Origin of the sequence: Paenibacillus sp. NPDC056933 (assembly GCF_042674385.1) — a bacterium.
Classification (GTDB): domain Bacteria; phylum Bacillota; class Bacilli; order Paenibacillales; family Paenibacillaceae; genus Paenibacillus.
The window spans coordinates 621652-635036 of sequence record NZ_JBHUQN010000003.1; the positions used below are offsets into that span (position 1 = coordinate 621652).

At 51.2% G+C, this 13385-nt stretch carries 7 protein-coding genes; 6 read left to right on the forward strand and 1 reads right to left on the reverse strand.

The features are described from left to right. Positions 1–209 precede the first annotated feature (209 nt). Positions 210–1778 carry a DEAD/DEAH box helicase gene (locus tag ACFTRD_RS22990; protein WP_379384081.1) on the forward strand — a complete coding sequence of 523 codons (1569 nt, stop codon included), beginning with the start codon at positions 210–212 and terminating at the stop codon, positions 1776–1778. A gap of 233 nt (positions 1779–2011) precedes the next feature. On the opposite strand, the gene ACFTRD_RS22995 is transcribed toward ACFTRD_RS22990, so the two are convergent. Beyond that, entirely contained in the window at positions 2012–2944 is a 933-nt protein-coding gene (locus tag ACFTRD_RS22995; RefSeq protein WP_379384083.1) for a hypothetical protein, read from the reverse strand. Between the two features lie 408 nt (positions 2945–3352). On the opposite strand from ACFTRD_RS22995, the gene ACFTRD_RS23000 reads away from it, so the two are divergent. The 5 genes from ACFTRD_RS23000 to ACFTRD_RS23020 all read left to right on the forward strand — a co-directional run bounded on the left by ACFTRD_RS23000 (position 3353) and on the right by ACFTRD_RS23020 (position 13302). Beyond that, positions 3353–5146, forward strand: a complete 1794-nt coding sequence (locus tag ACFTRD_RS23000) for a vWA domain-containing protein (RefSeq protein ID WP_379384085.1) — start codon at positions 3353–3355, stop codon at positions 5144–5146. An 18-nt stretch (positions 5147–5164) separates the two neighbouring features. Further along, entirely contained in the window at positions 5165–8554 is a 3390-nt protein-coding gene (locus ACFTRD_RS23005) for a tubulin-like doman-containing protein (protein WP_379384087.1), read from the forward strand. Position 8555: 1 nt separating this feature from the next. After that, the gene (locus ACFTRD_RS23010) at positions 8556–11120 is read left to right on the forward strand and encodes a transcription initiation factor TFIID (RefSeq protein ID WP_379384089.1); all 2565 of its coding nucleotides are present in this window, start codon (positions 8556–8558) and stop codon (positions 11118–11120) included. A gap of 229 nt (positions 11121–11349) precedes the next feature. Continuing rightward, on the forward strand, positions 11350–12633 hold the full coding sequence (locus ACFTRD_RS23015; protein WP_379384091.1) for a vWA domain-containing protein: 1284 nt from the start codon (positions 11350–11352) through the stop codon (positions 12631–12633). A 21-nt stretch (positions 12634–12654) separates the two neighbouring features. Next, entirely contained in the window at positions 12655–13302 is a 648-nt protein-coding gene (locus tag ACFTRD_RS23020; protein WP_379384093.1) for a beta-mannanase, read from the forward strand. Positions 13303–13385 lie beyond the last annotated feature (83 nt).

A 13385-nucleotide genomic window follows, 5' to 3' on the forward strand; every position in this document is an offset into this window, starting at 1 on the left:
AAGTTAGGGGTGTAACGCTGTATCCCCTTTTGTTTTGCTTGACTAACGTGTAAACTACAGGGTATGGAGAAGAAGAGCAACGGACCGATTGCTTTTTAAAAAATTCATTTCATAATCATGATTGATATAAGGAAAACTAGTCTTGATTGAAGAAACTGTTGTTAATTATGAAATGGACTCATCTAAATGAATATACAGAGGTGTAACGATTGGCAAACTTTGAACAACTGGGCATTCGTCCGGAATGGTGCGAGATCCTGAAACATCAGGGCATCGCCGTGCCGACTCCGGTACAGGAGCGTTCGATTCCGGTACTGCTGGGTGGGCGCGATATTATTGCTGAGGCACAGACAGGTACAGGGAAAACATTGGCTTTCTTGCTGCCGATTATTCAGAAAATTAATGTATCCGACCGCTCGCCGCAAGCACTGATTATTGCTCCTACGCGGGAACTGGCGCTGCAAATTACGGAAGAAGCAAAGAAGCTGACTGCAAACGACGATAAACTGCATGTTCTCGCAGTATACGGCGGACAGGATGTGGACAAACAGCTGCGCAAACTGCAGAATGGCACACAGATCGTGATTGGTACACCGGGACGTCTCCTGGACCACCTGCGTCGTGGCACGTTGAAGCTGGACAATGTTAAAAAACTGGTGTTGGACGAAGCCGACCAAATGCTGCACATGGGCTTCCTGGAAGACGTCGAGACCATTCTTCGTGAGTTGCCTCACAAACGGCAAACGATGCTGTTCTCGGCGACCATGCCGAAAGGCATTCGTAACCTGGCGAAGAACTATATGAAAGACCCGGAAGACGTGAAGGTATCTTCCCAATCCGTTATTCCGATCAAGCAGATTCGCCAGCAGGTACTGGAGTGCACGGATCGTGGCAAACTGGAGGCCCTGCGCGGCATGATTGATACGTATCGCCCGTACCTGGCGATTGTTTTCTGCCGGACCAAGCGTCGTGCATCCAAGCTGAATGAAGATCTGCGCGAAGCAGGTTATGCCAGCGATGAGCTTCACGGGGATCTGTCTCAATCCAAGCGTGAGAACGTAATGAAAGCATTCCGCGACGCGAAACTGCAAATCCTCGTTGCTACGGATGTTGCGGCACGCGGACTGGATGTTGAAGGCGTAACACACGTATTCAACTACGATATGCCGCATGATGCGGAAAGCTATATCCACCGGATCGGCCGTACGGGTCGTGCTGGCGGCACGGGACTTGCCGTGACGTTTGCAACACAGCACGACAGACCGGAGCTTGCTCGTATTGAGGAAGGCACTAATCAGAAGCTGTCCCGCATCCAGTGGACAAGTGAAGGTCCGGTGGCATCAACTGGAGCAAACCGACGTTCTATCAACAGCCAGGGTGATGAAGAACGTTCTGGCGGACGTTCCGCCGGGACAGGCAGTGCCCGTCGCGGCGCAGGTCGTACCGGCCGCAGCGAAGGCGGACGTGGCGGTCGGGGTTCCCGCAGCGGTGAAGGTGGACGCAGCGGTGGTCGTAGTGGCGGCCGCAGTGGCGACGAGCGCAGCGCAGGCCGTGGTTCCGCGCGCAGCGGCGCAGCGGGTCAAGGCGGGCGCGGTGCAGGTCGCAGCGGCGATGAGCGCAGCAGCGGCTGGGCTGGCCGTAGCGCCGACAAGCGCAGCTCCGGGCGCGGCAGTGAAGGCGGCCCAAGCAAGCAGGGCCGCGAGGGCTCTCGCCGACCGGAATCCGCAGGACGCGGACCGGCCAAGAGCGACCGTCGCGATTCTCGTCGCGGACGGTAAAAGATAAAAATCATGGCCCAGTAGTCTGGAAGAACGCCATACATTTTCCAACATCAAAACACCTCATCCTAGACCTAAGGATGGGGTGTTTTTTCGTCAAAGCTTATATGATAAAAATGATACATTATCACGCGTAATTCCAGTACGCATGCAGGGGTAAACGAATTTTGGTTCGTCTATATATAGGGATTGAGTTTGCACTAATTTACGTTTCCAGTCGATATACAACAGCTCTACACACGAACATCTGCGTACGAATCCCGATATTTCTCGTTATACACCCGACCAACCGATTCCGCCAGGCCCCCACGGGCCTTACCCGGATACAACTCAAGGGTACGATAAAGCCGCATGAACCGATCTTTGGGCATAAAGCGGGCGTAGCGGGTAATAAGACTAGGGAACAACTCAATATATTTACTTTTGCGTACAGCAGCTGCGGCTACTGCCGTCAGAATCTGAATCCCGTTGTGCAGCTGCAAAATATTCACTTCGTGCGTGGCGACATACCGAATCGCATCTTCACGAATCAATTCCGGCTTTAACCGTGCGATTTCACCGATATATTCTGCCAGCAGGCGCTCGAAGCTGTGCAGCAGCAGAGGTTTGAGTTGCAGGTCCATATCGCTGCGCAGGACGAAGGATTGCAGCAACGCAACCTGCTGCAGACGAATCCGGTCATTATAGACGAGTGAACCGATCTCCCGGAGCATTTCGTAGGCGAGCGCTTCATCCTGCTTGCGCGCTTCTGCGACAAGTGCCCAATTCCGATTGATGCCTTGGCGAATCGCTTCCTCATTCTGACGCAGCATACGTTTGAGCTCACGCTGCTGTTCGACCTGGAAGGATCGCTTTTGCATGAAGATCAATCCAGCTAGAAGCAGCAGGGAGACGCTGGCTGCCGCCATCGTTTGGTCTATGGTTTCACCAAAATAAGTAGCAACCGCACCAAGCATTAGCGTGATAAACAGGTCGCGTGCAATACGGCGTTTCACGCGGGAAGAGGCGCGTTCTTCCACAGTGGCAAGGGTCCCGCGTCCACAGGCAGTACAGTGATCTTCCCACAGGCAAGTATACTGGCCGCACCGCTTGCAGACACGCAACTTTTGAAACGCATGCGTCGTTCTTACAAAAGGTCTGATGGATACAACTTGTTTAGTGCTCATGCTCAATCACGCTCGCCATTCAGAATAGTGTAGAGGGTCCGATCCGCGTCTTCCCGGGAAACCGGTTTGCGCCGATGAAGCTGGAACGAAATCCCTTTTATCATGACAAAAAGAAACAATATGGCGAGGCATCCGTATGTAACCATAATCCGTTCCTTTCTATGGCTTGGTAAACAAGCGCTGTTATATTGCAGTTTGCTGACAATAACTATATCATATTTCCATAGTTGGAACTTTCGTTCCAGTTCATGGCGTGAATTCGTCGATTTTTGTCAGTCATTACAAAACTGTAACTGAAGATAGGGGTGCTTTTCAGAATTTATTAGTAGACTGTTAAGATTTCCTTAAGGCTTGACGCCTATAATAAACTATTCCCATTTTAATCTCAAACGTGAAGGAGTACACCCAATGCTGCGGACAAGCAAAATACGCTGGCTCAGCGGAACTCTGGTTCTGCTGGCATTTCTAACGCTGCTGCTACCTCAGGCGTTGCTGCCACATGCTGCAGCGGCTCAGGCACAGACAAGCGGAATCGACGCGGTACTTGTAGCTGATGTAAGTAATTCAATGAATACAAGTGACCGTGACAAGATCAGTAATGAAGCCATGAAAATGTTTATTGATATGCTGCCGGTCCAGGGGGACAAGGTAGGGATTGTCGCTTATACCGATCAGGTGGAGCGGGAAAAGGCATTGCTGGAGATTCAGTCCGATGCGGACAAGAGCAGCCTGAAAGATTTTATTGATCAGCTCGGCCGAGGGCCATATACCGATATCTCTGTCGGGGTGGCTGAAGCAGTGAATGTGCTGAACCATGGGGCAGACGCATCTCACTCGCCAATGATCGTGCTGCTGGCTGACGGCAACAATGATTTTAACAAAACCAAAGGCCGCACCCAGGCACAATCCGATGCGGATCTGTCTAAGGCCGTCAAGGAAGCGCAGAATCAGGGGATTCCCGTCTATACGATTGGACTAAACGCAGACGGCAAACTGAACAAGGACGCACTTGCAGATCTGGCTCAGCAGACCGGAGGCAAGTCCTTTATCACAGATACACCGGATGATCTGCCGCAGATTCTGAGTGAGATTTTTGCCGATCATGCCAAACTGAATGTCGTGAAGCTGCCTTCCATTACAGGAAACGGCAGTTATCAAGAAGTTACCGTGAACGTACCGAACGACAGTGTACTTGAAGCCAACATCTCGATCATGTCTTCAAAACAAGTCCAGATTGAATTAACCGATCCTTCAGGCAAGGCCGTAGATCTGAACTCTGACGCAGCCAAGCTCTCGACTTCGAAGAGCTATTCCTTGGTGAAGCTGCTCAAGCCTCAGGAAGGCGACTGGAAACTTCGGGTAAAAGGGGCTCCGAAAGACAGCATCGATATCAACCTGTTATTCAACTATGATCTCCAGCTCGTCGTGGACCCAATTAAGACCAAGTCCTATACGAAGGGTGACAAAGTCGATCTGACAGCCAAGCTGGAGAATGGGGGACAGCCGCTGCAAGATAACGATCTGTATGCCGATATGAAGGCGACATTGGTCGTAAACGATCAGGATACAGGCAAAAGCACGGAACAGCCGCTCGAAAACACGGGTACCGGGTTCACCGGAACGTTTGAAGTACCGGACAACCATAACTACGAGCTTGTTATTCGTGCCGAAGAGGACAGCTTCTACCGGGAGAGTGCTCCAATTATGATCAATGCAGGCGGAGCAGCGGGTAGCGGGACTCAGCCGACGACTCCTGCGGGCGAGCAGGACAAGCCGTTTCCTTGGCTGCCTGTTATTTTGGGCATAATCGCCCTGATCGTGGTAGCTGTAGGTGTCTGGTTCCTGCTAGGCTGGCTGAAACGCAAAAACCGTGGATTTGTCGGACAGATGATTATCGAAATTCGCGATGAAAATACCGGAGACAAGTCGTACCCGCAATATAAAAAGCTCGCATCCTTCCGGGGCAGATTCCATCTGCACCAGCTGTTACAGCTGGACCCTGAATTGAAGGAAACCGAGAAATATGTATTTACACCCAGCAATGGGGATCGAATTATAATCCGCAACACCGCTGGCGGAACGTTGGAGAAATCTGGCCGTGCCGTTAATGCAAGCTCGGGCGTTGAACTGAAGAACGGTGACCGACTGAGCATCCCGCTGCAACAGGCGGACAAGACTATTTTAATTGAGTACTTGGTTTAACTAAAGGGAGGACATGGAATGAAACCGATTGTTAGAGAACATATTCAGCAACTGGATGTATCGCTTGGCGGAGGGATTGTCAGTGAGAAAATCAGAGTCGATACGATTGATAACCCGATTCTGATTATCGGTCTTGGAGGAACAGGTATTGATGCGCTGCTGCGTCTTAAATACCAGATTAACCGCCGTTTCAAGCTGCCACAGGACCCGGTGTCCAAGAAAAAAATGGACAAACCGTCCAATGTGGAGTTTCTTGCTTTTGAAACGAACGAACAGGATCGCGCCAAAAAGTATAAAGGCATCGGACTCGATCCAATTAATGAATTCGTACTGCTGTCCAATGCCGAAATTGGTGGACTGCTTCAGAACCGCAGCGTATTGGAGCCGTATATTACGGACTGGCTGTCTCCGGAGCTGAGCATTACCGATGGCATGAACGGCGCAGCAGGGGTGCGTCAGGCTGGACGCTTGCTGCTGTTCACCAAGATTAACCAGGTCGTGCAGGCGATCGACAAAAAGATCAAAACCTTATCTGTAGGTACCAACAAAAAACTGATGGTGTTCCTGCTGACCGGTCTTTCCGGCGGTACAGGCAGTGGTTGCTTCCTCGATATCTCTTATATCGTGCGCGGGATTATCGAACGCGATCATGGCTCTGCCGGGATTGACCGCGTGAACACATTAGGTTATCTGTTCACTCCAGACGTGAACCTGTCCAATAAAAGCTTGAGTGAGCATACTCGTGAGTACATCCGCAAGAATGGATACGCTGCGCTCAAGGAACTGGATTACTGGATGAACGTGGACAGCCGGGGAGAGCGTTTCTCTCAGAAATACGGCAATATTCTGACCGTAAATTCACCGCTGCCACCATTCAACCTGTGTCATCTGATTTCCGCAACCAACACGGAAGGCAAGCTGCTGGAGAACGCTTATGATTACTGCATGAACGTCACCGCCGAGAACATCACCAACTTCATGGCGAGCGAGGAAAAGCAGTCGGGCGAAGAGTTTGCTATCCACGACTATATTAGCAACATTCGTACAAACATTGCACAAATGAACAAGGCCTACCCGGCCAACTATGATTACAACATTATCGGTGCATCTTCAGCGGTGCTGCCGATTGAAGAAATGACGACCTATCTGGCTTACCGCATGTTCGACAAAATGAGCACCATGTTCTCCAAAGCGCCGAACCAGGAGGATACCGAGAAGTTTGCCCGCAAGCTGGGCATTGATCTCGAAAGTGTGGTCAAGTCCTTTGAAGCTCGTGTACCGGAGCCGCTGCCAGGTTACCAGAACAGCGAGCGTCTGTCCTATGGCAATGTGGTGAAATCGCAGGTCGTGAACATGGACACCGAACTGGAGCAGAACTTCCTGGCTCGTGCCCGTGAAGAATATATCAAGGCGAAGAAGCAGCTGCCGGGTGAGATTGCGGGTCAGTTCACCGAACAGATCCGTCGCATGTTTTTGCATCCCGAACAGGGTCCGTTCTATGTCTCACGTCTGATTTACACGGAAAAAGGCTTCTGTGTACTGAAGATGATCCAGTCCTATATTGAAACCCTGCGTGAGAATGCCTTCCGCATTCCGCGTGATATAGAGGCGGCTCAGGAGCAGTCCGAAGAGAAGCTGGGCGATGCGAAGAGTGCGTTCGTCTCCAAAGAGAAGAAGAAGAATGCTTATATTGAAGCAAAAATTCATGAGTACTGGCTGCATGCCGATGTGGAACGCAATGATCAGATGATCGAGTTCTATGAGGACCTGTACGAATTGCTGAACCAGGAGAACAGTCGCATTTATAACGTATTTACCGAAACGCTGAACGCGCTCAGCTCGATTTTCTCCAAAAACGGGGATATTCTGACACGCGGTGAAGAACAGTCCGATCACAAAGGCAACAAGACGTACTATTGGAACGTTGTAAGTGTACCGGATATCGTCAGTGTGGTGGATGGACTGCTGGACAAGCGCGATACGGATGACCTGATCCGGGACTTCTCCCGTGAATTGCTGGAAAACTCCAGCCAGTGGGTGAAGGAAAACGAGATTGATATCGTCAGCTCCATTTCTGACTTCCTGACGGAGAAGTTCGGGGATCTGATTACCCGCTCAATGGAGGACTTCCTGGTTATCAAATATGGGCAGGATGAGTCTGTCGAGAAATTCGTGGAACGTTTCATTGCAGGCAAACTGGATGATGAAGCGGTTCCGGTGTTTAATCTGAGCAACAGCACGGGCAGTCTGCATTTCCCATCCTGGGGGTTCGTATCGGTGCCTGCACAGGCGCCGGGCATTCTGAGAGGGATTCGCAACTATCAGAACAATGCGGTGGGCAAATCCCATTTTACCGTCAAGGAAAGTGAAGTGCGCAACCGGATTTTCTGGCTGAATACGCGCAACGGGGTACCCCTGTTTGTGTACACACCGCTCAAAGTATATGAGGAAAGTTATGAACGTACCATTTTGGACAAAGAAGGCATCGGCCGTCATCTGGTGCAAACCGAGAAGAATAACTGGACCTATCTGCCATCGCCAATTCCGGAGAAATCATGGGGAGATGTGTACGAGAACGCTCGGGTGAAGCAATACAATGCCCGCGTGCGTGCCGAATTCGAGCAGGCGCTCGGATACAACATTGTGACAGTCAAATCCATCGATGAGAATACAAGCAACCGTTATGCGATTGTGACAACAGAACCGTTCGACCTGTCTGCGAAGCTCGGTGCCTACGACATGCGCCTGACATCTACTACCCCGAACCTGGGTGAAGTGAAGCGGGCAGTCATGGAGCTGAAGCGCCTGCAATCCGAAGGATTGCCACGGGTGTCGGTGAAGGACATTTTCGGAAGTATTAATGAAGATATGGCCAAAGAAAACCTGGTTCGTTCCCCGCAGCTGATCGCCAGGGTACGTGAAGAACTGGCGAAGATGAACGCCATCTCGGCCAAAGTCGCTGAGCTGGAAGGCATTCTCGCCCAGCATCAGGACGAGGAGCAGTGGTATGATCGCTTCATCGAAGCACTCTACACCGATACCATCGTGAAGAAAGGTGCGCTGTACGTCTACGACCGTGATCCGGAAGAAGACGCATGGGAACCGTTTGCGAACCTGATGAAGAGCCGTAACTTTGCCGAGTATGAAGTGTTTGGCAACTTCCGTGGACTCGCAGAGAAGGATCGCAGCACCTTGCTGCGCAAAGCGTCTCGCCGTGATAATGACATGACCGCTTCCGAAGATATTGCGCCGCTGCTTGCGAAGCTGGATGATCTGGCTGCATTGTTCATGGAATCCCGTGACCGCCTGGAATACGAGCGAGTGGAACTGGCGAACGGAGAAGACATCTACCAGTTCTACAGAACGATGTCATCGAAACTGAATGACATTCGCAGAAGGCTGAAGTAAGATGGCGGCCGGGATGGAGTTCAGCTCGAACAATGCCCTGAAGCGTAATCTGGAGAAGTATGCAGCACAATATGCAGCAGAGCAGGAGCGTCAAGGCAGCCTGGGTGATGGTCGCAGCAGCATCCATTACCCGGCGTTGTTCCTGTTTGTGGGTGATCAGGTCGCCCCGGCAGTGTCTGCTGTCCGGGAGATCAACCGGCTGAAATGGGATAATGGAGAAGGCGTAGTCTATGTACAGATTGGGACCGAAGATCAGGATGATAACCGTCATCGTGACCATGACAGCAGCGGACGAATGAAGCATGACAACGATAACCGTAGTCAGCTTGACCGCGGTGAACATAGCGAGGACCGTCAACCATCATATCCAGGTGTGCATCGTCCGGCTGAAGCTATGAATCGTAGTTCGTTCGATGACGGTCAGGTAACCCGTCACGTGCTTCCCTTGTCTAACATACAGAAGGATCGACCTTCCAAAACGCTTCGCAAGGACGTGCATCGCAGCTTCCACGATTCAGATCAGGCACTCTTTGGTCTGAATCGCACCCTGCGGCGGGTGAGTAATCGTATTGCGGAATACGGACGTCTATATTCGTCTTTTGATCGAATCTACGTGACGGTTGTGACCCGGGCAGACGATCCATTGAATGTGTTGTTGCCGGAGCTTACCAAGCTGACCGAAACGATACTGGCTCAATCCTTCAAGTCGGTACAGACCGATTTGCATGTGCTGGTCAGCGAGATGGAGCAGGTCGATTCCTTTGGTTATGCAAGTGCGGCAGGACTCGCTTTTTTGCGGGAACTGGATTATATGCAGGGGCTGGACTATACGTTCAGCGGCAATCTGTTGGTTACGGAGGACGGGATCTCTATTCCGGTTGTGCATCCTGCATCGCCATTGTTCGATCTCGTATATATTTTGTCGGACAAAAACGAGCGGGGAACCGGCGTACCCGGCGGATGGATCGAAAATGCCGAGATCATCTGCCGAATCTGTCTGCTCAAGAACCGGAAACAGGATGCAGATAGCTCCGGTTCCGGTTCAAGCACAGGAGCCAACACGTATAACAATACATCGTTCAAAAACAACATCCGCACCACTTCAGATCAGCATGGTTATGCCAGTGCAGGTTTTGCCGAGATTAGACGGCCGAACAAACCGATTGCTCTCGCGGTGCTGTATCATCTGTATCGTTATCTACTCGAACGAATGCAGCAGGAACCTGAATGGAGCATCAAGGACAAGCTCACCTTCTTCGGACTAGACAGTGCTTCGATAGAGCACAAAGTGGAGGGAGTACTTCCCGATGAGGACCTGGTGAGCGGCATGAGTGGCATTATGACGCATAACGTCAGCTTTGCTGATCTGAAGCCGCTCTCGCTGCGTGAAGCGGAGAGAGCGCTGTTTGGGCATGGGGCAGAGGCGTACTTCCGTGATAATGTGGTTCGTCTTGCCGAGGAAAGAATGCGTCAACGCAGCACAGAAGGTTCTCTGCGTCGCCAAGCGGAGCGATCACGTGCTGAGTATCCCGAGATTGGCTATTTTCAGTGGGCCGCCTGGAGTGACAGCGGGTTTGGCAGTGTACGTGAGGCGTTGCTTGGACTGATTCGTGATAAATCGGTGCAGCTTGAATCGGCACGTGCCTTGCTTGAGCAGCGTCAGCAGGAGCGGGTAGAGGATCAGTCGTTCAAACGGGCGCTGTTCCGTGACAAACAGAATGTGCGCAACCTGATCGATTGCTTGTTGGAGCGCGTGTATGTGCCCAAAGTTGAATTGCTTCGTCTGGAAAATGAATTGCAGCTGCTGCGTGCCTACGACTCGGAAATGGAACAACTGCATACGTTTAGCCGGAGTGTAACGGAAACGCTGACAGTGCTGGAACGTATCTTGCGTGAGACCGCCGTAGAGAGCATCGCCGCTGCAGATGAATATATCGGTCAGAACGTAATGGAATACTACGGCAAAGTGACGGAAGCGCTGATCGCAGATTTGGAGGCAAAACGCGGACGGGATGTCTGGTTCGAAGACCGCTATATGGGGGATATGAACCAGCTTGCGACGGAAGGAAACGAGCGACTCCTGCAACGTCTGATGGAAGTATGTCATGCAATGCTGCTTACAGCAGAGCCGCTCCGGGTACCTTTCGAAGAAGAATTGCTGCTACGGGCGAATGTTACCATTACTTATGGCGACAAAAACGTATTGACCCGTGATGATCTGTTCCGCCGATTGTACCGCACACTGGAAGAGCAGGCAGTCGTTCGGGTAAGAGTATTCGACTATACACAGGAACATCGGTATGAAGAAAAGTATTTCTTTGGCGACCATCACAGTGCCTTCATGGACTATGCGGCGCATGCCGAAGAAACGTCTCGAATCTATAAGCTGGGCGTGGTATACGAAGAACGAAGCAGTGGTGTGGAGAAGCTGAATCTGATGGGTGGTTTTCATCTGGAGGATCTGATGGTTTACCGTAACGGTAGAGTCTATTACGACTCGTATACGGAAAATGGGTATGAGCTTCACCCGGCAGGTATGGCTGACAAGCTCTCGCCGATGCGATAGAATCTCAGGCTGTGTCTTATGGACGGAAGGGAGGTGCAGATTGGACATATCCTTGGAACGGGTAAAGTGCAGTGTGATCGTTGTATACATGCTCTGTGTCAGTGTCTCTAATGGATTACGTTCATCTGTTCTCCATCCAGGCATGATGAAATTAGAACATGTTTTGTCACCCGATATCTCGTAATAATTCAGTCGATTGAAGGCTGGTTTGGAAAGGATGCATGCACACATGCAGCGAAAAATTAATCTTCTCCTGGTCCTGTTCAGCCTGATCGGCGGGGCCGTGGGCTTTGCGGCAGGAGAAATCATGCTGCGTCAGTGGCTTGGGGAAATGCCCCGTTTATTGCTGATGGGATTATACTTTGGCGTTCTGGCGCTGAGCGTAGGGTTGTTCTGCTTACTCGCAGAAATGATCTCGCCCAAGCTGAACGGTTCTTCCTGGAAGCTGCGATATCTGGGACTGTCTTGGAAACTGCTTGTTCCAGCAACGCTGGCACTACTTTTTGTCGTTGGACTTGCCCTGCAATTGCTTTATCAGATTAACCCAGGCGGTGCGAAGCAAGTCAAAGATATTATACTGATGATTGATAACTCGGGCAGCATGAGTGATACAGACCCGGATAACGGTCGATTTGAAGCAGCGAAAACGCTGATCAGCCAAATGGAGAGCGACAAACAGGTCGCAGTTATTACCTTTGATGATCAGCCACAGTTGTTGCAGCCGTTCATCCAGTTGGACAGTGAATCTGCCAAAAATGAGGTATACAGCAAAATTGACGGCATCGTGACAACCTCGGGCGGAACCAATTTCGATGCCGTGCTGCGGGAAGCGATGGAGCAGATTAAAGGCAAACAGGACCCGAAACGCGGAACGGTAGCAATCTTGCTGTCCGATGGATTCAGCGATGTAGACACATCTGGCATTTTGTCGGAGTATGCGAATGAACAGATTGCTGTCAATACGGTGGGTCTGAGTTTGGTAGACCCTTCCGGAACCGACTTGCTGCGTCATATCGCACAGCAGACGGGCGGTATGTATTATGATGTACCGGATTCCGGGGGGCTTAATCTGGCATTCCAGCAAATTTACGATACGATAGATGAACGTACACTGGTGACCGAACGGACAGGCATGATGGAGCACAGTACGTACTTGGCTATCTTCCGAGTGGCTGCCATATTGTTGATTGGTGTCGCCCTGGGAGTATCGCTCGGACTGGTATTCGATAACCGCCATCTGGCACTCAGCTTTGGAGTGGGTGGTGCCGTGTCTGGATTATTGGCAGGACTACTGCTCGAATGGGGTCTGGATGGATCAACGGTTGGTGATACATTTGTAAGATTCGGGGCGATGCTCATCTTGTCTGCCGTATTGACCCTATTCAGCTGGATTATCCCAATCAAGGAGAATACCCCGCGGAAGAGCCGTGGTCGCCGTGAGGCTGGGGGAGGAACCTCTTCGGTGGAAGGATTTGGACAACGGGCAAGAGATACGCGCAGCAAAGGATTTTAACGTCTGGAGGTTAGGCGATACATGAGGTTTACGGATGGAGATCCTTCAGCGCCCCTGATTCGCAAACTGACGCTTGCAGTGGACGAGAGCCAGTGTACACTTCGCTGGCTCTGGCCAGAAAGCTTGGAAGCTGTATATGTTGAACGGCTGGAGCTCGATCTGATGGGCGATGATCGCACTGGGGAACAGACTGCACAGGGCAAGCTGAAGCTATACACAAAAGAAGAATATAAGGCGAGCAATGGATATACGGACCGGATCACGGGTTTCGGTGCCATCCGGTACACGGTGTATGCGTGTCAGATGGAGGAAGACGGGCCGGTTCTGCTCCGCCAGCGGGATGGGGACAACACGGTGATTGCCAGTGCAGGCAAGGCGGATATTCGCTTCTCCATCCGGTACAAGAGCGGTTTTTTTCAGAAACGGAAAAGTGTACTGATGACCGTCACCGCCGAAGCACCTGTTCCGAAGGAAGCGCTCTGTTATGTCCGCAAGCAAGGCGGAGTTCCGTTGAACAAGGAAGATGGCACGGTGTACCCTTTTGTGAGTGATTTTGCTCCCGGAAGAAATGAGATGCCACCCGTAGAAGTAGCCAAAGACGATTATGTTAGGCTGTTCTTCACGGACGGACCGAAATATGGAGCTGCCTATCGGCTAATATCAGACTAGGTGGGCTGGAAGCAGGTTCAAGTTAGCGTGTATTGAACTGGAATGATATTGATGATATTGATTTCAGTTTAAATGAGAAATTC